The sequence below is a fragment of the Candidatus Aalborgicola defluviihabitans genome (assembly GCF_016705985.1).
Classification (GTDB): Bacteria; Pseudomonadota; Gammaproteobacteria; order Burkholderiales; family Burkholderiaceae_C; genus Allorhodoferax; species Allorhodoferax defluviihabitans.
Genome location: NZ_JADJKN010000008.1, coordinates 342,803 through 365,043, shown reverse-complemented (window position 1 = coordinate 365,043; position 22,241 = coordinate 342,803). Strand labels below are relative to the sequence as shown.

Sequence of the window (22,241 nt, the reverse complement as noted above, 5' to 3'; positions counted from 1 at the left end):
GCAATTTGCTACTAGTTTGATAGCTGTTTGCGCATATTCCACGGGGGCAAGAGGCCAATTTGGCACCTAATTTTTCGCGTATTGCCGCAAATTGTTCCGAAATCATGTTCTTCGCTTGAACTTAACGCACAAACGGAACATACTCCCGCCCATGGCTACCGACACCCAATCCCAACGCGTACTGGCCCTTGCTGCACAGCAAGGGCTGCTGCGCGCCAGCCATTTGCAAGCGCTGGGCATTGCGCGGGTGGTGCTGACGCGGCTAACGGCCAGCGGCGAGTTGGAGCGCGTAGGGCGCGGTGTGTACCGGCTGCCTGGCACGCAAGGCGCCGAGCATGAGAGCCTGGCCACCATTGCGGTCAAGGTGCCGCAGGCGGTGTTTTGCCTGCTCACGGCCTTGCAGATTCACGGGCTCACCACGCAGCTGCCGCGCCAAGTGTGGATCGCCATGCCGCAGGGCAGCCACGCGCCCAAGATGGATTACCCACCCGTCAAGATGGTGCAGTTCTCTGGCGAGGCGTATGCCCAGGGCATAGAGGTGGTGCAGGCGGACCAGGTGGCGCTGCGCGTATGGCGTGGCCAAGACGGTGGCCGATTGCTTCAAACACCGCAACACGGTGGGGCTGGATGTGGCGATAGAAGCGTTGAGAGAAACTTTGACCACCCGCAAGGCGACGGCAGACGAGCTGTGGCGGTATGCCAAGGTGTGCCGCGTGGCCAATGTGATGCGGCCGTATCTGGAAGCCCTGGGGCACGGGGGCTAGATGGCGCCAAAGAACACACAGGATTTGGCCGCATCGGTGCGTGCACGCCTACTCAACATCGCCAAGGCCGAGCAAACGGAATTCAACGCCGTGCTGGTGCGCTATGCGCTGGAGCGGTTTTTGTACCGGCTGGGGCAGTCTGTCCATGCGGATCACTTTGTGCTCAAGGGCGCGATGCTGTTTAACCTGTGGTACGCCATGCCCCACCGGCCCACACGGGATGTGGATTTGCTAGGCTTTGGCCCCAGCGATCTGGAGTCCATCGCGCAGACGTTCCGAGAGATCGTTTCAGTAGCCTCGACAGACGGCATGGTGTTTGATGCCGCCAGCGTGGTGGCGGAAGAGATTCGCAAGAACGCGGGCTATGCCGGTGCGCGGGTGTTGGTAAACGCCGAGCTGGCCCGCGCGCGCTGCAAGGTGCAAATCGATATCGGGTTTGGCGACGCGGTTACGCCCGGCCCGGTAGATGCCACTTACCCGGTGCTGCTGGCCGACTTTGCGGCACCGCAGTTGCGCACCTACCCGGTCTACACCGTGGTAGCAGAGAAGCTGCACGCCATGGTGCTACTGGGCATGACCAACAGCCGCGTGAAGGACTATCTGGACGTATGGATTTTGTTGGAGCGCGAGGTACTGGACGCAACGGTCTTGGCCACCGCCATTGCGGCCACGTTCAAGCGCCGCTCCACGGCTGTGCCGACTACGTTACCGATTGGGCTGAGCGATGAGTTTGCAAACGATGCATCGCGCCAAGCGCTGTGGGCAGTGTTTTTGAAGAAGAACAATTTGGCTGCAGTGCCGCTGGGTGAAGTGGTGACGGCGTTGCGTGATGTGCTGCAGCCGGCGCTGGTGCAAGCTGCTTTGCTAGTTGGTGATTGACCAGGCGGCAGTTATTACTACTATTTTTATAGCTGCTTGCGCATATTCCACAAGGGCTACAGCACAATTTGGCACTCAAGCCCTCCCACACTAACCACGTACCCAACCAACCAACAAAAAGAGGCCCAGCCGCCATGCACGAAATCATCTGCCCCCACTGCAACAAAGCCTTCAAAATCGACGAAGCGGGGTACGCCGACATCCTCAAGCAGGTGCGCGATGGCGATTTTGACAAGCAGTTGCACGAGCGGCTGGAACTGGCCGAGCAGGACAAGCGCGACGCGATTGCCTTGGCCGAGGCCAAGCTCGCCAACGAATTGCAAAGCGCTGCGGCCCGCAAAGATGCAGAGATTCAGGCTTTGCAGGCCCAGCTGGCGGCCGGTGAGGGTGGCCCGCAAGCTGGCGGTGACGGAGGCTTTGGCCGCGGTCAGCAAAGAGCGCGATGGGTTGGCGAACGAGCTAGACCAAGCGCGCAAGGCGCAGCAAGCTGCCGCGCAGTTGGCCGAGGCAAATCTCCAGTTGGCCGTGAATGCCGCCGTGGGTGTGGTCGCCCGGGAGCGCGATGGGTTGAAAAATGACCTCACCCTCATCACCGTGAAAAATCAGCTGGAAGAGAAGGCCATCAAGGAGCAATACGCCTTGCAACTGCGCGACCGTGATGGGGAGATTGAGCGCCTGCGGGATATGAAGGCGCGGCTGTCGACCAAGATGGTCGGTGAAACCCTGGAGCAGCACTGCGAGATCGAGTTCAACCGCATCCGCGCAGCCGCCTTTCAGCGGGCGCATTTTGAGAAAGACAACGACGCCCGCACGGGCAGCAAGGGCGACTACATTTTTCGCGACTCGGACGAGTCGGGCGCCGAGATCGTCTCCATCATGTTTGAGATGAAAAACGAGAGCGATGAAACGGCGACCAAGAAGCGGAACGAAGATTTTCTGAAAGAGCTGGACAAGGACCGCACCGAAAAGGCGTGCGAGTACGCGGTGCTGGTGTCTCTGCTGGAGCCGGAGAGCGAGTTGTACAACAGCGGCATCGTCGATGTGTCGCACCGCTACCAAAAGATGTACGTGGTGCGGCCGCAGTTTTTTGTGCCCCTGATCACGCTGCTGCGCAATGCCGCTTTGAACGCGATGAAGCATAAGTCCGAGCTGGCGCTGGTGCGCTCGCAGAACGTGGACATCACGAAGTTCGAAACCCAGCTCGACGAATTCAAGACAGCGTTTGGCGCAATTGGCGCCTGGCCTCTGAAGGCTTTGAAGAGGCCATCAAGCGCATCGACGATGTGATCAAGGACCTGAAAAACCAAAGGAAGCGCTGCACAAGTCAGCCAACAATTTGCGCCTGGCCAACGACAAGGCCGACGACCTGACGATCAAGAAGCTCACGCGGGGCAACCCGACGATGGCGGCAAAGTTTGCTGAGCTGTCGGGCGGCATCACCCCGGCTGAGACGGAGTAGGGCTCGCTGGGTGCCATTTTGGCGTTGTGCACTGGTGCGCCGCAGCACTTCTGGGTACCATTGAATACCATTCATTGGTAATATCAAAGGCATCAAACGCCACTCAAACCCGGAGCAAGCCCCATGGCCCAAAAACACATCCATCTCTCTGGGCGATCATTTCGGCGCATTCATTGCGCAGCAAATCAGCCAAGGGCGCTACGGCTCGGCAAGTGAGGTAGTGCGCGCAGGGTTGCGTCAACTTGAAGAGCATGAGACACAACTGGCGAGCTTGCGTGCCGCTCTGGCCGCTGGCGAGAACAGTGGCGCCAGTACGAACTTTGACGTAGATGCATTCTTAAAAACCAAGCGGCACAAGTTAGCTGGCTCAGCTGGTAAAGCTGTGGCAGCCAAGTGAACGGCAGCTATCTGCTTTCGCCGCTTGCTCTGGCGGCCAAAGTGCAGAGCATTTCGCACGGCTATCGCAAGTACCTGATTGGCTCGCACGTGATATTTTTCAGATGCCAGCCCTTCGATAGGGTGGAGGTGGTGCGCATCTTGAACCAGCGTATGGATGTGCCAGCGCATTTGTAGAGCGCGTCACCGTGCATCGGCAAATGAGCAGAAATTTGCTGCACTTTTGATAGCTGCTTGCGCATATTCCACGAGGGCTAGACTCCTATTTCATCCTCAATCCCCGCCCATTCAGCAAGCTTCTGCTGCAGCTCTTCTTTACTGGGCAAATAGAGCTGGTATTCGCGGGCGTGGATGTACGTGGTGCGGCCGCAGTTTTTTGTGCCGCTAATTACGCTCTTGCGCAATGCCGCATTGAACGCGATGAAGTACAAGTCCGAGCTGGCGCTGGTGCGCTCGCAGAACGTGGACATCACGAAGTTCGAAACCCAGCTCGACGAATTCAAGACGGCGTTTGGCCGCAATTGGCGTCTGGCCTCCGAAGGCTTTGAAGAGGCCATCAAGCGCATCGACGTTGCGATCAAGGATCTGGAGAAAACCAAGGAAGCGCTGCACAAGTCAGCGAACAATTTGCGCCTGGCCAACGACAAGGCCGACGATCTGACGATCTGACGATCAAAAAGCTCACACGCGGCAACCCGACGATGGCGGCCAAGTTTGCGGAGCTGCCGGGGAGCATTCGCCCGGCTGAGACGGAGTAGGGCCTGCTGGGTTGTCAGCCCTGCACCGACCGTGCCCCCACGTTGAACTGCAAACCCAGCGCGTGCATGACTTTCACAACGGTGGCGAAGCTGGGGTTGCCTTGTTCCCCCAGCGCCTTGTAGAGCCCTTCGCGGGTGATGCCGGTGTCGCGGGCCAGTTGCATCATGCCGCGCGCCCGTGCAATGTCGCCCACAGCTTTGGTGAACAGGGCGGCGTCTTCTGGGGCTTCGCCCATGCAGGCCTGCAGGTACTGCGCGCAGTCTTCGTCAGATTGCAGGTAATCGGCGGCTTCCAAAGGGTTTGATGCCTAGTTGTGCGGCGGCGGTGGGTTCATCCAATTACTCCTTCAACAGTGTGACCATGTGCTGTGCCTTGGCGATAGCCTGGGCCGCTATGAACGCGAAGTTCGACAACATCACCGCCAACCGGCTTGCAATCTCCCCAGTGCCCAAATGACAAACGGGCCAGCCTGGCCAGAACCTGCTTTTGCCCAACTTTGTCCCGCAACGCAGCCAACCATTTGTCGAAATCGGCTGTGCGGAGGATTTGGAGCATGGATGAAGTGTAATCTATAGTTTACGATTTTACAAGTGCGTCAGCGCCTTTAGCCGCTGCAGAACAGGCTGCAGAACCCGATTCATGGCGCAGGGGGCCTTGTGCGGCAAACCACCACCCGACTCCCACAACATCGACACCAAGAACAGCGCCACGGCGTCGCGCCTGATCAAAGAAGCGCTTAGCGCAGGCGTCGTGCGTTTGAGTGACCCCAACGCAGCGCCCAAAATGCGCCGCTATGTGCCGCGCTGCGCTTGAATTTGCTTGCTGGGTACTTGATGGAATGGCCTAATCCGTCGATGGCGCGGGGGAAAACCTATACAAAACAATAGCTTGCAGGCGTTGGTCTACTTGATGGGTGGTTGACAAGCGCTCCCGCCGATGGGCGCGATGTTGGTTGCCCATGTAGGAAAGTCGGTACGCGCGCTCTGCTGCGACAGTGAATTCAGACAACACATTTCACTATAACTTTTGTAGCTGCTTGCGCATATTCCACGAGGGCTACAGCCCTATTTCACTAAAATAATTACAGACTTTCGCCCCACGCCAACATTGCCAAAAACTCCGCCAGCGCCTCAAACACGCCATCGACAACACACTATTGATGGCTTGGGTGAACAACGGCAATCAGTGCTTCGGTTCAAACGCTGAAGTTCATTGGCGTCGGCTCGGGGAACCCTCAACGCGAGATTGCGCGTTTTCGCAAGCCGTTATTTTTCGGTGGCCGTCAAGCTGTACCGGCCGTTGGTGAGCTGGTAGGTGCGCTCTAAAGCCGGTTTCGATTTGCGGTTGGTCACCACCAAAACTGCGCTGAAAGTGCCCGTGGCATGGTCCTTTTCGCTGATCGCGGGGTTCACCTTCAAAAATGCCTCGACGCCGTCGCCGGGCTTGGTACGCATCGCCATCGAGTTGCTGCCAGCGCCTTGCGTGGGCTTCCCATCTTCGAACACGGCCAATATCAGGTATGGCCTGTCGCGGTCCAGCGCAAGGCTAACCTGCGAGTAACGCCGCCCCTCGCGCGAGACAGCTCCTCGCAGGGCGCTGGCACCATTCGCGCTGTATTTCGTGCCGTCCCAGCCAGTCACGTCAAAGGTGGCCGTGTGTTTTGCAACGCCTGGTCCCTCCAAGGTGAACTGAATGAATGGCGCTTCTGCTGCAGCTTGGGTGACTAGACCCAGGGACAGAACAACGCCTGTGACAGATTGCAAAAATCGGTGGAAACGGGTCATAGATTTTTCTCGTTTGGTGCTAATCGGACAAGTTAGCGAACGGATAAGAATTCCAACCGCTTGAGCCCAAGTATGCCCCCAAAATTGAGCAACAAAAACACGCACGCCCAGAGTCGCCAGTCTGATTTCCCGGGAATCCACGCCGCCCTCACCACAATGCGCCGCAAGTCGAAGGGCGCATTTTGAGAAAGACAACGACGCCCGCACTGTCAGCAACTAAAAAGAGGAACGAAGATTTTCTGAAAGAGCTGGACAAAGACCGCACTGAAAAGTGCGTGCGAGTACGCGGTGCGGCCGCAGTTCTTTGTGCCCCTGATCACGCTGCTGCGTAATGCCGCTTTGAACGCGATGAAGTACAAGTCCGAGCTGGCGCTGGTGCGCTCGCAGAACGTGGACATCACGAAGTTTGAAACCCAGCTGGACGAATTCAAGACGGCGTTTGGCCGCAATTGGCGCCTGGCCTCCGAAGGCTTTGAAGAAGCCATCAAGCGCATCGACGATGCGATCAAGGACCTGGAAAAAACCAAGGAAGCGCTGCATAAGTCAGCGAACAATTTGCGACTGGCCAACGACAAGGCCGACGATCTGACGATCAAGAAGCTCACACGCGGCAACCCCACGATGGCGGCTAAGTTTGCGGAGTTGCCGGGGAGCATGACATCGGGTGAGACTGAGTAGGACCTGCGTGTCGGGGCGAGAGGTACAGAAAATTGCTGCAGTTTTGATAGCTGCTTACGCATATTCCACGAGGGCTAGAGGCCAATTTGGCACTCAACCTCTCACCGCTTGAATCCGACCTCTCGCTGGCTCCGGATGGCCAGCACAAAGGCGGTGTCTATCGCCTCGACATACAGGTACAGCACCACGTAGCCGCGGGATGCCCGACCAATCACCAGTTCGTGTTTGCCGCCTTTCACAGGGCGTCCGATTTGGGGGCTGTGGGTCAGGATTTGAATCGCGTCCACGATCTCGCCGATGCGCTCAGGCGCAGTACCAGTCGCATGCGTGGCGATGTAGTCAAAGAACCGATTAAAGTCGTCAAAGACTTCCGGGGCAAGTTCGATGCGGGTCATGCAGCGTGGGCAATTAGCTGTAGCAGGCCGCTATTTACCGAGCTTGCGTGCCGTGGGCTTGACGACTTTCTCGCCATTACCGGCAACGTTTGCGCGGGCAGTCAGGTACGCTTTGGCGTCGTCCCAGGCCACCGTTTTACCAGTGGTCCGAATGTTGGCCCAGCGCTCGTCGGCCAGCGTGTGGAAGGCGGCGTCCAATTCCACTTGCTCCACCGTCTGGGCAAGGGCATCGACGATAAAGGCGTGGGATGATTTGCCCATTTGCTGTGCGGCGGCGGCTACGCGGGCTTTGAGGTCGTCTTCGATGCGGATGGTGGTGGTTGACATGGCGGCTCCTGTTACGCGGCCTCAATGTAGCACAAACGTGCTACTTACAGCAATTACCCACGCTCAAGCACATTCAAGGCGCTGGCGGCTATCACGGGCTTTCGCCGCGCGCCAACATCGCCAGAAACTCCGCCATGCGCTTTTGCCGGGTTTCCGGGCGCTTGGCGCTGTGCAGCCGGTAGTAAATGGCGAACTGGCCTTGGCGTTTGAGGGTGGCGTAAAAAGCATGGGCAGCCGGGTCTTGTTGCAGTTCGGCCAAAAAATCTTCGGGTATCACCATGGTGGCGCTGCCGGCGTAGGCTGTGGCCCAGCGCCCGTCGCTGCGCGCGGCCTCTACCTGCGCCAAGCCAGCGGCTTGCATGTGCCCTTGCGCGATCAGCCGCTCGGCATGCTTCACGTTTTTTTGTGACCAGTTGGAGCGCGCGCGGCGCGGGGTCAGGCGTTGCAAAAACGAGGTGTCGTCCAATGCGTTGCGCACCGCGTCAATCCAGCCCCAGCAAATAGCGGCCACCACGCAGTCGTCCCAGGTCACGCTGGGCTGGCCGGTGGCCTTTTTGTAGATGCGCACCCACAGCTCAGTCTCGCTGGCGTGGTGCTCGCGCAGCCACGCTTGGAGCTGCTCGGCAGTTTCAAATGTTTGGTGCGCTGCTTTGTTCATGGTTTGCTATGTTTTTTATAACAGCACAGGATCATTCCACGAGGGCTAGAGCCCGATTTTCCTCAAATTGTCCGCCGCAATTTGCCTAAACCCACTAGAGATACGAGGGTCTGCACTGGCCGCAGCCCAAAAGCGCCCGGCCAGCACCAGCGCCTGCGGCCACTCGGGTAGCGTGGCTGCCGTGGGCTGCACGTGGCGGTCGGCAAAACTCCGTGCCACCAGCTCACCGCCCACGGGGGCGTAGAGCATGGGCAGCATGTCGTATGCGGGGGCCAGGGCCCAGTCGTCACCGTCCAGCAGCAGCGAGATGTTGCCGTAGTGCCGGTCGGTGTTGGCAATCAGCACGCCATAGGCCTCCAGCAGGCGCAGGGTGCGCGCGTCTTGGGGGCGCAGCAATTGGCGGTCTTGCATGCGGTTGGCGGTGGCGGCCCAGTTGTCCATGGCACCCACGTATTCGGCGTCGTACACCATGAGCGACACCATGCCGATGCGCCCCAGGCCCAGCGGGTTGGCCGCGTTGATGGGGGTGCGGTCAAAGCGTTCGACCTCTAAAAACACGCGGCCCGCGCTGATGCTGATGCGGCTGGCGGCTGCTGCAATGCCAGCGTCGGCCAGCGTTTGCAGGGCAAGGTGCTCGCACACCAACAGGTCACGGGTGCGCTGGTCGGTGGTCGAGTCGCCGGCCGGTGAAAACTTCACCAGCACATGCCGCGCCGCAGTGTCGCTGCCAATAATCGTGCAGAACTTGGGCTGCTCGCCGCCCGCCGAAGATCCGCCTTGGCTGCCCTGCATGGCAGCGTCTGCCAGTGCGGGGTAGGCGTCTGGCGTGGCCACGCGGCTGGCGCGGGGGGGCAGGGTGTGAAAGCGTGCAAACGCCGCCTCGCCCACCACCAGGTTGCCGGGCAGATCGTCACCGCACAGGGCCAGCGCGCGCAGCACGTCGTCGTCGCTCCAGTAGCGGGGGTCGTTGCCCAGTTGAAGCTCGGGGTGGCTGGTGGCAAAGGTGCGGCCCATAAACCCCTGGGGCCGCATGTCGTCCAGAAACCAGGGCAGGCCGTCAAAGCGTTTGCTCAGGCCGTCTTCCTCGTCGATCCACACCGCGCCACCGGCCAGCGGCACCATGCGGGCAAAGGGGCTGGGCTGGCCGTGTAGGTCAATGCGCAACACCGGCACACTGCGCCCCACATCGCGCACGGTGCGAGGCAGCACGTAGCGCTGCGAACGCGCGGCCCCCACTTTTTGCACCTGCCCAGACTGGATGAGCGGTGCCAGCGCCCGGGACACCGTGGGCTGACTCACCCCCAGTTGGGCCTGCAGCTCAGCACTTGTCAGCACGCCCCCTTGCCGTTGCAGGGTTTGCAAGGCTTGTTGGGTGAGATCGGGCAAGGCGGGCATGAATGAATTATAGAATAGATATAAATTTATAATATATATTGTATTACAACGACTTGCGTCGATTTTTGAATAGATATTTTTAACATAAAATCGCGGTGCTTGAACATGGTGGTACCGCCTGGTTGGTCGGAACCGGCACCGCCGTCACGCTGTTTTTGGGGCTACCCTCGATGATCTTGTCGGAATACACCAGATAGACCAGTGTGTTGCGCTTGACATCCACCATGCGCACCACCCGCACGTGTTTGAACAAGAAGGATGAGCGGGCGTTGAACACTTCGTCTTGCTTGTCGATCTTGTCTTTGAAAGTGATGGGACCGACCTGGCGGCAGGCCACTGCGGCGTCAGAGGTGTCTTCTGCTAAACCCAGCGCACCAGAGTAACCCCCAGTTTTGGCGTGCGACAGATAACACGCCACACCACCCACATCCGGGTCGTCAAACACATCCACCACCACTTTGTCGTTGGGGCTGAGCAGCTTGAAGGTGGTGCTGACATCGCCAATGGTTTCGGCGCTGGCGGCGAATGCGGCGCTGGTTAGCAGCAATGACAGTAACAGTCTTTTCACAATGAACTCTCTTTCAAACCTCTAACGCCCCTCTGGAGGTGCAGGTGCCCAGCTTGCGCCTGCTGAGCGCGCAGAACCGGCTACCCCCCGCGCTGATCTGCCCGCACAGTAGCGGCCAGATACGCATCATCGCCCCGGTACGCCGGCCACCGCTATGGGACGACGGCGCTGAAAATTCCTGAATAATCTGGCTGTAGCCCTCGTGCACATTGGAATCCATACTATGCACTTGATAGCAAAATGGGCTTAAAACCCAATAGGCTGAGTGCAGTGTTCCGTGTATACGAACGAGCGCAGCAGCCTCAATTGGCAGCTGCCACAATCACGTTTCTATTTACCGCCTGAGCAGAAAGCATTTCCCCATGTACGACAGCATCAAACTCCTTCATCTGGTCGCGGCAATCATTTGGATGGGTGGTATGACTTTCATGCTCTTCTCCCTACGTCCGGCAGCGTTGCAGGTGCTGGAGCCACAAGTACGCGCACGTTTGATGGGTGCGGTGTGGCGCCGGTTCTTTGGGCTGGTGTTGGCAGCCATTGCCGTCTTGCTGTTGACGGGTGGACAAATGTTTGCGAGCGGGGTCAAGGCTGCGCAAGCGGCAGGTAACTCAGCGTCTTCTATGCCACTGGGTTGGACTCTGATGGCAGGCTTGGGCGTGGCGATGATCCTGATCTTTGGCCATATCTATTTTGCAGGCTTTGCCAAGTTCAAGCGGGCGCTGGCCGCCGAGCAATGGCCGGTAGCTGCTCAAGCCGCTGCGCAAATCCACCGCTTGGTCATCGCTAATTTTGTGTTGGGTTGGCTGGCGATTGCCGCCTTGCGTTTGGTGCACTAAGAGCGGTTTGGGTGCAGCGGCTCGCTCACTGCCATTCGCGCCACACGGCCAATGCCACGGCCAAAATAACGGGCCCTAAAAATAACCCGACCAGCCCGAACGCAGCCAGTCCGCCCAGCACGCCAAACAGGGCCAAGATAAAGGGGATGTCACTGCCACGTGACAGCATGACGGGCCGCACGATGTTGTCTATCCAAGACACCACCAGCACGCCCCACAGCAGCAGCCCGATGCCGGCCGTGGTCTGGCCCGTGAACAGCAGCCACAGTGCCGCCGCACCCCAGACCATGGGTGTGCCAAATGGGATCAGCGCTACCAACCCGGTTACCGCAGTCAAGGTAGCGGGGGCGGGCAGACCAGCTACCCAGTAACCCAGGCCTGCCACCAAGGCTTGCACCAACGCGGTCAATACGATGCCATACACCACGGCGCGCGTGGTGTTGCCCACTGCATTGACATAGCCATCGGTGCGCTCGCGCAGCAAGCCTCTTAGAACTGTGCGCGCTTGCTCCAGCAGGTTGAGACCATGCAGGTATGCAAAGAACAGCGTGAACAGCGAAAGCCCAAGCTTCACGATGTTTTTGCCGACTCCGCCTACGAGCGTCCAGAGTTCAGTGTCCAGCTTGCCCGCCAATGCCTTGAGTTCGGTTTGCCAACGCAATGGCTGGGCCACCATGGCGTTGAGCCATGCCATTAGTTCCGGCCCTACGATGGGCAAAGACGCCACAAGCGCCGGTGGGTGCAGGCGACCGGCCTCCAGTTCTAGCGCCATGTATTGCGCCAGCTCGCTGACATCGGAGCGCAGGAGATGCAGCAACCAGAGGGTTGGCAAGACCACGATGGTGGCCATTAACAGGGTCATGCACAGTGCGCTGATCCAGGCGCGCCCACCGGTCAGTTTTAGCAGTCGCGCATAGAGCGGCCAGGTTGAGAACGCCAAAATGCCAGCCCACAGCATAGGAACCACAAACGGCGCCAACACCAGTGCGACCGCACTGCCCAGCGCTACTACCAGCAGACCCAGTACCGTTAGCCTGATGGTTTCTGCCCGAATAGGGTGATCCGACATCACAGCACCTGCACCAGCAGTGGGCCAAGCTCGGCCGCCGCTAACAGCACAATGCCGTTGTCTTGCGCAAAGCGCCGGGCGTTGTCGGTGACGCTGGCCAGGCTGATGTAGCGAGCTTGCTGGGCACCCTGGTCTTGCTGTGCCTGTTGCAGCGCGCGCAGTGCCTCCACACCGTGGTTGGAGGCCTTCCAACGCTTGCAACTCACCAGTGTTACTGCGCCGTCTTTGTCCAACTGCAAGTCTGCTGCAGGACCGCTGAGGCGTGTCACTGTATAGCCTTGTGCAACAAACGCTTTCTCCAGCGTTTTTGAAAAATCCACCCACGACATATTGCCCGCGCGGGCAAGCGCGTCAGACACGCGCGCAGGGTTGGGCAGCTTCCACTGCCGCCATGCACTCATGGCAGCAATGACCCAAAAAGGAGCGGTGCCCACGATGCCCACGACCACATATGGCTCCGGCAACAGCGCACGCGCGGCAATGGCCATTCCCAGCACGATCAATACGCTGTACCACCAGGGTGAGCGCAGCAATACCGCAAAGAGCGAGTTTTTCGCCATTTTCAACTTCATAGACCTGCCTGTTGGACGTAGGGCGTGCAGTGTACGGGGCAATCTTTGGCCCCACGAAAGTTAGGTGCGCCATTGCGGCGGGAAGGTACGATGGACGCGGATATCGCCGAGTTCAAGAATCGCCGGGTGGTCTTCGGGAAATGGATTGTGCCGGGTGATCAAGCCAATGGCAACGCAGGTGTTTGGCAACGATGGCAGTGCCGCGTGGTGCACGGCTGGCAATGCGCTACGGTTCTTTATTCACCGGCGGGACGGCGGCATTAGTGGCCGCCAGGCTGCCTGCATCTGGCTGGCGTGAGGTTGCCAGCTCGGCTGCTTCGCGGGCGCGAATGGCGCGTTTGCGCCCCGGTGCGCCCATGAAGTACAGGATCAGCGATATGGGCAACAGGCCGTACAGCACAAAGGTGACGATGGCGCCCAGGATGGTGCCATTGGGTGCGGTGGCCTCCGCCACGCTCATCATCACAGCCACATACAGCCAGGCAATGGGAATGATGTACATGTTTAGTGGGTGATTTTGGGCATGTCAGGGAATCGTAGGGCGTATGCTGACATACTACGGGCAGCAAAACGAAATAGAGGTGAGAGTGTGACGCAAAACGTTCCCGAAATTTGGACTCAGGCAGCCCAACAGTTTCAGCAGTCGATGACCGAAAACTGGGCCAAAGTGGTGCAGTCTTTGCAAAACATGGACATCGGCGCGCTGGGGGCAGGGATGCCCGGCGCGGGTGCCAAACAACCCGAAATCCGTTTTTCTCCCGCAAAGTTGCAAGCCCTGCAGCAGCAGTACCTGCAAGATGCCATGGGCCTGTTCAGCCAGAGTATGACCGCAGTCGTGCCCAAGGGAGACAAGCGTTTTGCCGATGAAGCCTGGGGTTGCAACCCGGTGGCGGCGTATGCCGCTGCGGTGTACACGCTCAATGCCCGCGCCATGATGGCCTTGGCCGACGCGGTTGAGTCTGACGAAAAGACGCGCACCCGTATCCGCTTTGCTGTAGAGCAGTGGATGGCCGCCGCGGCCCCCAGCAATTTCCTGGCCTTCAATGCCGAAGCCCAGAAGAAAGCCCTGGATACCAAGGGTGAAAGCATTGCCAAAGGCATGCAAAATCTGCTGCACGATATGCGCCAGGGTCATGTCTCCATGACCGATGAGAGCGTGTTTGAAGTGGGCAAGAACGTGGCCACCACCGAAGGCGCTGTGGTGTTCGAGAACGCTTACTTCCAGCTCATCGAATACAAGCCGCTCACCACCAAGGTGTATGAGAGGCCTTTTTTGATGGTGCCTCCGTGCATCAACAAGTTCTATATCCTGGATTTGCAGCCAGAAAACTCCTTGGTGCGCTACGCCGTGGAGCAAGGTCACCGCACCTTTGTGGTGAGCTGGCGCAATCCGGACGCCTCGTTGGCCAAGGCCACCTGGGACGATTACATCGAACAGGCCGTGATCAAGGCCATCGCGGTGACGCAGGAAATTACGGGCGCGCCCACCATTAACGCTCTGGGCTTTTGCGTGGGCGGCACCATGCTGGGTACAGCGTTGGCCGTGCTGGCGGCGCAGGGCGAAAAGCCCGTGGCCAGCGCCACCTTCCTCACCAGCCTGCTGGACTTCACCGACACCGGCATCCTGGACGTGTTCATTGACGAGGCCTTCGTCAAATACCGCGAGAAGGAAATGGGCAAGGGCGGCCTGATGAAGGGCAAGGATCTGGCCTCAACCTTCAGCTTCTTGCGCCCCAATGACCTGGTGTGGAATTATGTGGTGGGCAACTACCTCAAGGGCGAGACGCCGCCGCCGTTTGACCTGCTGTACTGGAACTCTGACTGCACCAATCTGCCCGGCCCTTGGTACGCCTGGTATCTGCGCAACACCTACCTTGAAAACAACCTGGTCAAACCGGGCAAGGCCACGGTCTGTGGCGAAAAGTTGAACCTGAACCTGGTTGATATGCCGGTCTACATTTACGGCTCACGCGAAGACCATATCGTGCCCATTGGTGGTGCCTATGCATCCACCCAGGTATTTCCAGGCAAGAAGCGTTTTGTGATGGGTGCATCCGGCCATATTGCCGGTGTGATCAACCCGCCCGCCAAGGGCAAGCGCAGCCACTGGATTCGCGCCGATGGGAAGTTTCCGAAATCCCAAGCCACTTGGTTGGAAGGCGCTACCGAATACCCGGGTAGCTGGTGGCCAGACTGGTCGGCCTGGCTCAAGAGCCACGCCGGCAAGCAAATTGCCGCGCCCAAGACCTATGGCAAGGGCAAGTACAAGGCCATGGAGCCAGCCCCTGGCAGCTATGTCAAGGCCAAGGCATAACCCTTTTCAATTGATTTAACAGAAGGACAAAAAAATGGAAGACATCGTTATCGTTTCCGCCGCACGCACCGCTGTGGGCAAGTTTGGTGGTTCACTGGCCAAGTCGCCTGCACCTGAGCTGGGCGCGGCCGTTATCAAAGGCCTGCTGGCACGCACCGGCGTGGCTGCCGATCAAATTGGTGAAGTTATCCTGGGCCAGGTGCTGGCGGCAGGGCAGGGCCAAAATCCGGCCCGCCAGTCGCTCATCAAGAGTGGCATTGCCAAAGAAACCCCAGCCCTGACCATTAACGCCGTTTGCGGCTCCGGCCTGAAGGCCGTGATGCTGGCCGCACAAAGCGTGGCCTACGGCGACAGCGAAATCGTCATTGCAGGCGGTCAGGAGAACATGAGCGCTTCGCCGCACGTGCTGCTGGGCTCGCGCGACGGCCAGCGCATGGGCGACTGGAAGATGATTGACTCCATGATCGTCGATGGCCTGTGGGACGTGTACAACCAGTACCACATGGGTATCACCGCCGAAAACGTGGCCAAGGCCTATGGCATCACCCGCGACATGCAAGACGCCTTGGCATTGGCAAGCCAGCAAAAAGCCGCTGCCGCACAAGACGCTGGCAAGTTTGTGGACGAAATCGTCCCCTTTAGCATCGCCCAGAAAAAGGGCGACCCGATTGTGTTTGCTGCGGATGAATTTATTAACCGCAAGTCCAATGCTGAAGTCTTGGCTGGCCTGCGCCCCGCCTTTGACAAGGCAGGTGGCGTGACGGCCGGTAACGCATCTGGCATCAACGACGGTGCCGCCGCCGTGATGGTAATGACCGCCAAGAAGGCCGCCGCCCTGGGTCTGACGCCCATGGGGCGCATAGCCAGCTTTGCTACCAGTGGTCTGGACCCAGCCTTGATGGGCATGGGCCCGGTTTCCGCTTCGCGCAAAGCACTGGAGCGCGCTGGATGGAAGCCACAAGATCTGGACCTGCTGGAAATCAATGAAGCCTTTGCCGCCCAGGCCTGCGCCGTCAACAACGAAATGGGCTGGGACACATCCAAGGTCAACGTCAATGGCGGCGCCATTGCCATCGGCCACCCCATTGGTGCGTCCGGTTGCCGTATTCTGGTGACGCTGCTGCACGAGATGCAGCGGCGCAACGCCAAGAAGGGCATTGCGTCCCTGTGCATCGGCGGTGGTATGGGCGTGGCCCTTACGATTGAGAGATAGTTTTTTTGCGGGTCAGACCACTTTGCGCAGCAAATGTGCTCTGACCCCAACTGATTAAATTTAGCAAGTAGAAAACCAAGGAGTCAAAAAATGAGTCAAAAAGTCGCGTACGTAACCGGTGGCATGGGTGGCATCGGTACCGCCATTTGCCAGCGTCTGCACAAAGAAGGTTTCAAGGTCATCGCAGGCTGCGGCCCCACGCGTGACCACATCAAATGGCTGGCCGAGCAGACAGCCCTTGGCTACACCTTTTATGCATCGGTTGGCAACGTGGGTAGCTGGGATTCCACTGTGGAAGCCTTCACCAAGGCCAAGGCCGAGCATGGCTCTGTCGACGTGTTGATCAACAACGCCGGCATTACCAAAGACCGCATGTTCCTGAAGATGACCCGTGAAGACTGGGATGCAGTGATCGAGACCAACCTCAACAGTATGTTCAACGTCACCAAGCAGGTGGTGGGTGACATGGTGGAAAAAGGCTGGGGCCGCATCATCAATATCTCGTCGGTCAATGGCGTCAAGGGTCAGGCGGGCCAGACCAACTATTCGGCTGCCAAAGCCGGCATGCACGGTTTTTCCATGGCGTTGGCGCAAGAAATGGCCACCAAGGGTGTGACTGTCAACACCGTGAGCCCCGGCTACATTGGTACCGATATGGTCAAAGCCATCCGCCAGGAAGTGCTGGACAAAATTATCGGTACAGTGCCTGTCAAACGCTTAGGTGAACCCAGCGAGATTGCCTCCATCATTGCCTGGCTGGCGTCCGACGAAGGTGGTTACGCCACGGGCGCAGAGTTCAACGTCAACGGCGGTCTGCACATGGGTTAATTTCCTTGTGTGCCGCTGTGCGCCTATGGTTATGGAACCCGCTTCGCCGGGTTTTTTGTGGGTGGCAGTAGGTGAGGAAACCGAGGCGCAACGTGGGGCTTTCTACTCTGTTTAGCCGTGCAGGCCTTTCCAGAGCATGTAGCCGGCCAGGCCGTACAAAATCACGGCAAAGACCCGCTTCAGCTTGGCCACCGGCAAACGGTGCGCCATTTTGGCCCCCAGTGGCGCGGTCAGCACGCTGCAGCAGGCAATCACGCCCAGCGCGGGTAGCCACACATAGCCCAAAGAGTGGGGCGGCAGACCGGTGAGGGATGCGCCACTGAATACATAGCCCACCGTATTGGCCAGCGCAATTGGAAACCCCAGCGCTGCGCTGGTGGCTACCGCGTTGATGATGGAAATGTTGTGCGCCACCATGAACGGTACGCTGATGAAGCCGCCGCCAGCCCCCACCAGGCCCGACAAAAAACCGATGACGCCGCCGGCCGCCACTTGGCCGCCAGTGCCCGGCATTTTGCGACTGGGCTTGGGTTTTTTGTCCAGAAACATCTGGGTGGCCGAGAAGCTGACAAACACTGCGAAAAAGATGGCCAGGGCTGTGCCTTTGAGCAGGGCAAAGACACCGGCACTGGCCAACGCTCCGCCCAGCATGATGCCTGGCGCCAGGCCTTTGACGATATCCCAGCGCACAGCACCGCGCCGATGGTGGGCGCGCACACTGGAGATCGAGGTGAACATGATGGTGGCCATGGAGGTGGCAATGGCCATCTTGACCGCCAAATCGGCCGCTACACCCACACTGGAAAGAATGATGGTCATGAAGGGGCCGATCAACATGCCTCCACCAATTCCCAAGAGGCCCGCCAAAAAACCAGTGGCCAGGCCGAGGGCGGCCAATTCAAAAATCAGGATGGGATCGAGCATGAGAGTTGGGTGGGAAGTGGTGTCTGTAAGTACCACCGAACCGGTATCCTGAACCAGGGATATTTTTTCCCATTTTAGAATGGAATGGCGTGCAAAATTGTGACATGCTCGGTCTTTTCATGCCATTGATTCCTAGAGGTTGGCCGGTCCTGCCTACCACTTTGTTGCAGTAGGGGCGGAAGTCGTGGTTCTATTGGCCGGCAGCGGTGTAGCGATAATTTGCATCTTGATAAATTCGGTCACACAGTCGCCAAAACTGTCGGCATTCGACATCCCGGTGGGCGCTTTTGCGCTGGCGAGCCAGAGTGAGGCCGAGGTTGGATCGAGCCATTGACTTGGCCGCGCACGGCGCGGGCGCCCGTCGTCGTGTCAGGATGCAGACTGTTCGGCGGCGATCCAGTGCAGACCTTTGCCGCGGCTGTAGTAGTAGTCCCCTTGCGGACTGATGACAACCGCACGGCGCGCTACTGGGTCCGAAAAATAACGCCACCCGTAGCCCGGTGCGTCGGGAGCAGCGTTGTTGGCTACTACCTGCATGCCATGGTCGTGCTCGCGATCCCCAGCCAAGATTGGGGTGCTGATGGTCGCGGTCAGTACGGCGATTGCGGCAACAAATGTGGTCGGTTTCATGATGATGTCCTTTACATGTGAACCCAGTCAGTAGCGACTGTATGCACAGTCTGCTCCGAACGAGATGAATCGCTGATGAACGACTTGTTGAACTGCCGTTCACGCAGCAGCTTACCGCGCGGTAGATGCGCCGAACCGTCCCAGCCCCATCTCCACCAGCCCTTCGGGGCGGCGCAGTAGAAACAACACTTCCAGTCCCATGCGCTGTGCCATGGCCAGACCTTCGCCAGGGCCTGCCACCAGCAAGGCGGTGGCCCAAGCGTCGGCTTGCATGCAAGTATGCGCCAGTACGGTGACCGATGCCACCGCGTTGTTCACCGGCGCGGCCCGGCGCCCATCCATGGTGTGCGCCAGGCGCGCATCCCCCACTTCCAGATAGCGCCGGTAGTCGCCCGAGGTCGCTACGGCCAAGTCCTGCAAATCGATGACTCCGTGCACCGCGCGGCGCCCAGCCTCGGGACTTTCAAGCGCCACCGACCAGGGCACACCGCTGGCCTGGTTGCCCACGGCGCGCAGTTCACCATCCAGCGCCACCAACGCATGCCGCACGCTATGCTGCTGCAGCACGGCAACCATGCGATCCACCGCATAGCCCTTGGCAATGCCGCACAGGTCGAGCTGCACTGCGGCGTGCTTGCGGGCGCGGCCAGTAGATGGGTCGAGCTCCAGGCACTCGTTTGTAGGGCGCGGTGGGGCTTGGCGCGCGGCGTGGATCGCCACGGCGTCGGGCGTATCGCGCACGGCGCCAAAGCCCCAGGCATCGACCAGTCCCCCGACGCCCGGATCAAACGCCCCCGCGCTCAGGCGGTGGATTTCAAGCGCACAGACCAGCACTTCTAGTATCTCAGCAGGCAAATCCACCCAGGCATCTACCGGCGCGCGGTTCAGGCACATGAGGGCACTGTCGGGTTTCCACGGCGACATCTGCGCGTCGATCTGCTCCACTGCAGTAGCGAGGTCATGTCGCAGGGTGTCCAAATCGACGGTGGCGTCGACATCTATGCTGGCAGACCAGCGCGTGCCCATGGTCGGGCCATGCAAGGTGGTTCGCTCGCAGTGCTCAGCAGGCTCAGAAGACATCTTCGGCATAGCGCTCCTTGGCTTTGAGCTGCGCCACGCTCAACTGCAACGGCGCGAGGATGGCGTCCAGCGTCTCGGCCACGTCGTGCGACATGACGCGGCTGCCGCAGACGCGCACGATCGCTCCCTGCGCCACAAGGTCGCGCAGGTGCTCAGCATCGCGGCGCAAGGCGTCCTGCACATAGCCGCCACCTTCGGGCACACGCGAGAACACTGTCTGCACACTGGCCAGGCGCCCTTCGCCAAGCCACTGCTGGATCTCGGGGCCGAAGTAATAATCCCGCGCGGGGTCGCGTCCACCAAAATACAGGTGCATGGGGGTGTGGCGGTCGTTGCGGCGGATGAACCCGGCCAGTGGTGCCACGCCCGTGCCCGCCCCGATCAGCAGCACTGGGCGCCGCGTACGCGGCAGCGCAAAGCCGGCGTTGGAGCGGATGAACGCTGCAATGTGGTCGCCCGGTTTCAAGCCAAGGAGGTGCGTGGAGCACAGGCCGCCGGGCATTTGGCGGACACAGATTTCCAGAAACCCGTCCTCCCAGCCCGACGCCAGCGAGTAGTAGCGCGGCACGGCCGAGCCCGGCGGCACGATACCCACGAGGTCGCCCGCCGCAAAGTGCGCCAGACCATGTCCCCGTAGGCGATCCCCAACACCCTGCGCGGGCCACGCAAAGCGCAGGATTGCTGTGGGCTGGTCGACGAGTCCCGGGTAGTCCTGGCGTGATATGAGCGTGAGCGCCGCGGTGGGCGGCATGCGCGGCACATAGTCCAGCACCAGAGGCTCGCCCAGGGCCTGCGCAAGGGACTGTCCCCAGCGTGCGAACTGCTGGCTCGATTGCTGGTGGATGCTCTCTAGTGGCAGCAGTGCAGGCCAACCCTTTAGCCGCAGAGTTTTCTCCAACGCCTCGGCAAAGGCGCAGAAAGCCGGGTATTGCCGGTCGCCAAAGCCCAGCACCGTTACCGGCACGGTTCCGGCGCTTAGAGTTGCGATACGCTCCAAAGCGTGGCTGGCGTGGGCGGGGGCCTGACCCTCGCCATAGGTGGCGGCAAGCACAAACACCTGTCGTGTCGCGGCAGTGATCTGGAAATGCTCCAATGCGCGGGTGTGCACGCGGTGGCCGCTGTGGCCCAGCGCGTCGTGTAGCGCTTGGGCAAATCCCCACGTGCTGCCGCCTTCGCTGGCGACGAAGATGAGCACGTCCGCCTGCGCCAGCGGACTGTTGCCCGTAGCGTGCGGTGCCTGGCGGCGTGCCTGCCACCAGATGAAGACCCCCGACAACCAAAAAAGCAACACGCTGGCGCCCACCAACCCGAGCACTACGGCCCATGGCCAAGCCCCTTGACCGGAGTGCAGCACCATAGCCCAGTCGTAGATGCGCTGCGCCAGGGTAATGTCCTGCCAGGCCAGCGTCTGTCCCGAATAGCTGTCAATCCAGCCTCCACCCTGACCGGTGGCGACCTTCCAGGTGTCCTCAGGGTCGGCAGTGTCTGGGAAATTGAGTTTGCGCAAGTCCCGCACAGAAAGGCTTTTCAGCATAGAAAGCTGTGCACCGGGTAGGGCGTGTGGGGCGGTCTGGCCGGTGGTCAAGGGGACCACCGAGACCACTTCAGGCTCAGTCCCAGCGTCCAGCGCCACCAATCCCAGCGTGGAGGCGCTCATTGTCAGCGCCGTGAGCGAGGTCAAAAACAGCACCGCCAGCACCACCCGACCGGTGACCACGTGGATGCGCTGTGCCAGCGAGCCACGCACCCTCGATGCCAGCTGCCGCCAGCCGCCCATGCGGCGCAGCAGAAGTACGAGGGCTGAGACACAGATCAAGGCCATGGCGAGCGCAATGCCGGCCGCACCCCAGCGCCCAGCGTCGCCCAGAAGCAGCGAGCGGTGCAGGTTCTTCACCCAACGCGGCAGCGCCGAAGGCTGCCAAGCGCCCAGCACCCGACCATCGGCCGGGTCCACGTAGTGCGCCTGAGCCTGGTCCCCGACAAAGCCAAACACCACGATGGCACCCGAGGGCACGCGGCGGATTTCCTCCGCACCCGGGAAGGTCCGTGTCACGCGCTCCACCAGTGTGGCCACTGACAAATCGCCCGACGCTGCCGGTGCCTGCCATGCTTCCTGCACCGGGTCGAACGCCAGGATGGCTCCGGTTAGCCCTAGCACCACGGCCAGGGTACCAATCGTCAAGCCCAGCCAGCGGTGAATGGCCTTCCATCCCATGCGCGTGCCCCTTACTGCAACTGGAAGGTCAGCGACTGGATGTACTGCTTGCCCACCTGCGGCTTGCCGGCGTTGGCGGTGGACAGCGGGACGCGGATTTCTGACGGGCTGTCACGCATATCTTCGACTGCAGCGTCAATGTGAATTTCGTAGCCAGCGTCAATCAGTGCATTGGCCAGGTCGGCCGTGACCTTGAGCGTACGTCCCGCGCCCACGCTAGCGCCAGTTACGCCGGTAAGACGTTTGGCGTCACCGGCGGACAGCCGGTTCCAGTCGGATAGGTGCTTATAGTATTTTGCCTTGCCGCCGGCCACCCACAGCGTGCCGGCATAGGCGCCCTTGGCGTCGGTCAGGTAGGCAGCCAGATAGGCGCCGTTGCCACCGTAGCTCTTGAGCTGGGCGGTTAGCGTGACCTGGCGGCTGTGTGCCAAGGCGGGAAGTGCCAGCACGCAGGCGGCGGCCAAAGTGGTCAAAAGAGGTTTAGACATGGTGATGCTC

General features: G+C 60.0%; 23 protein-coding genes and 4 pseudogenes. 12 read left to right on the top strand and 15 right to left on the bottom strand.

All coding sequences use genetic code 11. The features are described from left to right. Positions 1–151: 151 nt before the first annotated feature. The 6 genes and pseudogenes from IPI80_RS12170 to IPI80_RS12145 all read left to right on the top strand — a co-directional run. A pseudogene (locus IPI80_RS12170) lies at positions 152–764 on the top strand (type IV toxin-antitoxin system AbiEi family antitoxin domain-containing protein). After that, on the top strand, positions 765–1,643 hold the full coding sequence (locus IPI80_RS12165; RefSeq protein ID WP_413860391.1) for a nucleotidyl transferase AbiEii/AbiGii toxin family protein: 879 nt from the start codon (positions 765–767) through the stop codon (positions 1,641–1,643). It abuts the pseudogene before it with no gap. A gap of 134 nt (positions 1,644–1,777) precedes the next feature. Next, positions 1,778–3,102: pseudogene (locus IPI80_RS12160) on the top strand (DUF2130 domain-containing protein). A 91-nt stretch (positions 3,103–3,193) separates the two neighbouring features. Further along, on the top strand, positions 3,194–3,499 hold the full coding sequence (locus IPI80_RS12155; RefSeq protein WP_413860433.1) for a type II toxin-antitoxin system ParD family antitoxin: 306 nt from the start codon (positions 3,194–3,196) through the stop codon (positions 3,497–3,499). Then, a complete protein-coding gene (locus IPI80_RS12150; RefSeq protein WP_413860389.1) occupies positions 3,496–3,675 on the top strand; it encodes a type II toxin-antitoxin system RelE/ParE family toxin in 180 nt (59 codons plus the stop codon). The genes IPI80_RS12155 and IPI80_RS12150 overlap by 4 nt, the downstream gene beginning before the upstream one ends. A gap of 174 nt (positions 3,676–3,849) precedes the next feature. Then, positions 3,850–4,256: pseudogene (locus tag IPI80_RS12145) on the top strand (DUF2130 domain-containing protein); the annotation flags it as partial. A gap of 14 nt (positions 4,257–4,270) precedes the next feature. Here the strand turns inward: IPI80_RS12145 and IPI80_RS12140 are convergent. Next, the gene (locus IPI80_RS12140) at positions 4,271–4,552 is read right to left on the bottom strand and encodes an addiction module antidote protein (RefSeq protein WP_413860387.1); all 282 of its coding nucleotides are present in this window, start codon (positions 4,550–4,552) and stop codon (positions 4,271–4,273) included. A 344-nt stretch (positions 4,553–4,896) separates the two neighbouring features. Between IPI80_RS12140 and IPI80_RS12135 the strand changes: the two genes are divergently transcribed. Further along, positions 4,897–5,070 carry a hypothetical protein gene (locus IPI80_RS12135; protein WP_413860385.1) on the top strand — a complete coding sequence of 58 codons (174 nt, stop codon included), beginning with the start codon at positions 4,897–4,899 and terminating at the stop codon, positions 5,068–5,070. A 452-nt stretch (positions 5,071–5,522) separates the two neighbouring features. Here IPI80_RS12135 and IPI80_RS12130 read toward each other — a convergent pair whose 3' ends face one another. Beyond that, positions 5,523–6,041: a hypothetical protein gene (locus tag IPI80_RS12130; RefSeq protein WP_413860383.1), complete on the bottom strand. Its 519-nt coding sequence runs from the start codon at positions 6,039–6,041 to the stop codon at positions 5,523–5,525. 209 nt (positions 6,042–6,250) lie between these two features. Here IPI80_RS12130 and IPI80_RS12125 point away from each other — a divergent pair. Then, a pseudogene (locus IPI80_RS12125) lies at positions 6,251–6,719 on the top strand (DUF2130 domain-containing protein); the annotation flags it as partial. Positions 6,720–6,820: 101 nt separating this feature from the next. Here the strand turns inward: IPI80_RS12125 and IPI80_RS12120 are convergent. The 5 genes from IPI80_RS12120 to IPI80_RS12100 form a co-directional block, all read right to left on the bottom strand. Continuing rightward, positions 6,821–7,114, bottom strand: a complete 294-nt coding sequence (locus IPI80_RS12120; protein ID WP_413860381.1) for a type II toxin-antitoxin system RelE/ParE family toxin — start codon at positions 7,112–7,114, stop codon at positions 6,821–6,823. A gap of 30 nt (positions 7,115–7,144) precedes the next feature. Next, positions 7,145–7,441 (bottom strand): CopG family ribbon-helix-helix protein, encoded by a 297-nt coding sequence (locus tag IPI80_RS12115; RefSeq protein ID WP_413860379.1) that lies wholly within the window; start codon positions 7,439–7,441, stop codon positions 7,145–7,147. A 91-nt stretch (positions 7,442–7,532) separates the two neighbouring features. Next, complete coding sequence (locus IPI80_RS12110) at positions 7,533–8,099, bottom strand: YdeI/OmpD-associated family protein (RefSeq protein WP_413860377.1); 567 nt, start codon at positions 8,097–8,099, stop codon at positions 7,533–7,535. A gap of 45 nt (positions 8,100–8,144) precedes the next feature. Next, positions 8,145–9,494: a type II toxin-antitoxin system HipA family toxin YjjJ gene (gene yjjJ / locus IPI80_RS12105; RefSeq protein ID WP_413860375.1), complete on the bottom strand. Its 1,350-nt coding sequence runs from the start codon at positions 9,492–9,494 to the stop codon at positions 8,145–8,147. 79 nt (positions 9,495–9,573) lie between these two features. Beyond that, entirely contained in the window at positions 9,574–10,062 is a 489-nt protein-coding gene (locus IPI80_RS12100) for a CreA family protein (RefSeq protein ID WP_413860373.1), read from the bottom strand. A 362-nt stretch (positions 10,063–10,424) separates the two neighbouring features. On the opposite strand from IPI80_RS12100, the gene IPI80_RS12095 reads away from it, so the two are divergent. After that, on the top strand, positions 10,425–10,898 hold the full coding sequence (locus tag IPI80_RS12095) for a DUF4149 domain-containing protein (protein ID WP_413860371.1): 474 nt from the start codon (positions 10,425–10,427) through the stop codon (positions 10,896–10,898). A 25-nt stretch (positions 10,899–10,923) separates the two neighbouring features. On the opposite strand, the gene IPI80_RS12090 is transcribed toward IPI80_RS12095, so the two are convergent. The 3 genes from IPI80_RS12090 to IPI80_RS12080 form a co-directional block, all read right to left on the bottom strand. Further along, positions 10,924–11,967: an AI-2E family transporter gene (locus IPI80_RS12090; RefSeq protein ID WP_413860369.1), complete on the bottom strand. Its 1,044-nt coding sequence runs from the start codon at positions 11,965–11,967 to the stop codon at positions 10,924–10,926. Then, complete coding sequence (locus IPI80_RS12085) at positions 11,967–12,539, bottom strand: restriction endonuclease (protein WP_413860367.1); 573 nt, start codon at positions 12,537–12,539, stop codon at positions 11,967–11,969. The genes IPI80_RS12090 and IPI80_RS12085 overlap by 1 nt, the downstream gene beginning before the upstream one ends. Before the next feature lie 226 nt (positions 12,540–12,765). After that, positions 12,766–13,041 (bottom strand): hypothetical protein, encoded by a 276-nt coding sequence (locus IPI80_RS12080; protein WP_413860365.1) that lies wholly within the window; start codon positions 13,039–13,041, stop codon positions 12,766–12,768. Positions 13,042–13,185: 144 nt separating this feature from the next. Here IPI80_RS12080 and IPI80_RS12075 point away from each other — a divergent pair, with 144 nt between their 5' ends. From IPI80_RS12075 to phbB, 3 genes are all read left to right on the top strand, one after another. Continuing rightward, the gene (locus IPI80_RS12075) at positions 13,186–14,853 is read left to right on the top strand and encodes a PHA/PHB synthase family protein (protein WP_413860431.1); all 1,668 of its coding nucleotides are present in this window, start codon (positions 13,186–13,188) and stop codon (positions 14,851–14,853) included. A 34-nt stretch (positions 14,854–14,887) separates the two neighbouring features. Continuing rightward, positions 14,888–16,066 carry an acetyl-CoA C-acetyltransferase gene (locus tag IPI80_RS12070; RefSeq protein ID WP_413860363.1) on the top strand — a complete coding sequence of 393 codons (1,179 nt, stop codon included), beginning with the start codon at positions 14,888–14,890 and terminating at the stop codon, positions 16,064–16,066. 90 nt (positions 16,067–16,156) lie between these two features. Continuing rightward, entirely contained in the window at positions 16,157–16,894 is a 738-nt protein-coding gene (gene phbB / locus IPI80_RS12065) for an acetoacetyl-CoA reductase (RefSeq protein ID WP_413860361.1), read from the top strand. Between the two features lie 111 nt (positions 16,895–17,005). On the opposite strand, the gene IPI80_RS12060 is transcribed toward phbB, so the two are convergent. The 5 genes from IPI80_RS12060 to IPI80_RS12040 form a co-directional block, all read right to left on the bottom strand. After that, positions 17,006–17,818 (bottom strand): sulfite exporter TauE/SafE family protein, encoded by an 813-nt coding sequence (locus IPI80_RS12060; RefSeq protein ID WP_413860359.1) that lies wholly within the window; start codon positions 17,816–17,818, stop codon positions 17,006–17,008. 369 nt (positions 17,819–18,187) lie between these two features. Further along, the gene (locus IPI80_RS12055) at positions 18,188–18,448 is read right to left on the bottom strand and encodes a hypothetical protein (RefSeq protein WP_413860357.1); all 261 of its coding nucleotides are present in this window, start codon (positions 18,446–18,448) and stop codon (positions 18,188–18,190) included. Between the two features lie 111 nt (positions 18,449–18,559). Continuing rightward, on the bottom strand, positions 18,560–19,537 hold the full coding sequence (locus IPI80_RS12050; protein ID WP_413860355.1) for an FAD:protein FMN transferase: 978 nt from the start codon (positions 19,535–19,537) through the stop codon (positions 18,560–18,562). Beyond that, positions 19,518–21,743, bottom strand: coding sequence for a PepSY domain-containing protein (locus tag IPI80_RS12045; protein WP_413860353.1), 2,226 nt, complete (start codon positions 21,741–21,743; stop codon positions 19,518–19,520). Before IPI80_RS12045 ends, IPI80_RS12050 begins: the two co-directional genes overlap by 20 nt. An 11-nt stretch (positions 21,744–21,754) precedes the next feature. Beyond that, complete coding sequence (locus IPI80_RS12040) at positions 21,755–22,231, bottom strand: DUF2271 domain-containing protein (RefSeq protein ID WP_413860351.1); 477 nt, start codon at positions 22,229–22,231, stop codon at positions 21,755–21,757. Between the last annotated feature and the right edge of the window lie 10 nt (positions 22,232–22,241).

Excerpts from the sequence above, each read along its gene's own strand:
- IPI80_RS12055 (WP_413860357.1), bottom strand. The coding sequence starts at position 18,448 with ATGAAACCGACCACATTTGTTGCCGCAATCGCCGTACTGACCGCGACC.
- IPI80_RS12110 (WP_413860377.1), bottom strand. The coding sequence starts at position 8,099 with ATGAACAAAGCAGCGCACCAAACATTTGAAACTGCCGAGCAGCTCCAA.
- IPI80_RS12090 (WP_413860369.1), bottom strand. The coding sequence starts at position 11,967 with ATGTCGGATCACCCTATTCGGGCAGAAACCATCAGGCTAACGGTACTG.
- IPI80_RS12120 (WP_413860381.1), bottom strand. The coding sequence starts at position 7,114 with ATGACCCGCATCGAACTTGCCCCGGAAGTCTTTGACGACTTTAATCGG.
- IPI80_RS12135 (WP_413860385.1), top strand. The coding sequence starts at position 4,897 with ATGGCGCAGGGGGCCTTGTGCGGCAAACCACCACCCGACTCCCACAAC.
- IPI80_RS12130 (WP_413860383.1), bottom strand. The coding sequence starts at position 6,041 with ATGACCCGTTTCCACCGATTTTTGCAATCTGTCACAGGCGTTGTTCTG.
- IPI80_RS12165 (WP_413860391.1), top strand. The coding sequence starts at position 765 with ATGGCGCCAAAGAACACACAGGATTTGGCCGCATCGGTGCGTGCACGC.
- yjjJ (WP_413860375.1), bottom strand. The coding sequence starts at position 9,494 with ATGCCCGCCTTGCCCGATCTCACCCAACAAGCCTTGCAAACCCTGCAA.
- IPI80_RS12095 (WP_413860371.1), top strand. The coding sequence starts at position 10,425 with ATGTACGACAGCATCAAACTCCTTCATCTGGTCGCGGCAATCATTTGG.
- IPI80_RS12045 (WP_413860353.1), bottom strand. The coding sequence starts at position 21,743 with ATGGGATGGAAGGCCATTCACCGCTGGCTGGGCTTGACGATTGGTACC.
- IPI80_RS12040 (WP_413860351.1), bottom strand. The coding sequence starts at position 22,231 with ATGTCTAAACCTCTTTTGACCACTTTGGCCGCCGCCTGCGTGCTGGCA.
- phbB (WP_413860361.1), top strand. The coding sequence starts at position 16,157 with ATGAGTCAAAAAGTCGCGTACGTAACCGGTGGCATGGGTGGCATCGGT.
- IPI80_RS12075 (WP_413860431.1), top strand. The coding sequence starts at position 13,186 with ATGACCGAAAACTGGGCCAAAGTGGTGCAGTCTTTGCAAAACATGGAC.
- IPI80_RS12070 (WP_413860363.1), top strand. The coding sequence starts at position 14,888 with ATGGAAGACATCGTTATCGTTTCCGCCGCACGCACCGCTGTGGGCAAG.
- IPI80_RS12080 (WP_413860365.1), bottom strand. The coding sequence starts at position 13,041 with ATGTACATCATTCCCATTGCCTGGCTGTATGTGGCTGTGATGATGAGC.
- IPI80_RS12115 (WP_413860379.1), bottom strand. The coding sequence starts at position 7,441 with ATGTCAACCACCACCATCCGCATCGAAGACGACCTCAAAGCCCGCGTA.
- IPI80_RS12050 (WP_413860355.1), bottom strand. The coding sequence starts at position 19,537 with ATGCCGAAGATGTCTTCTGAGCCTGCTGAGCACTGCGAGCGAACCACC.
- IPI80_RS12085 (WP_413860367.1), bottom strand. The coding sequence starts at position 12,539 with ATGAAGTTGAAAATGGCGAAAAACTCGCTCTTTGCGGTATTGCTGCGC.
- IPI80_RS12060 (WP_413860359.1), bottom strand. The coding sequence starts at position 17,818 with ATGCTCGATCCCATCCTGATTTTTGAATTGGCCGCCCTCGGCCTGGCC.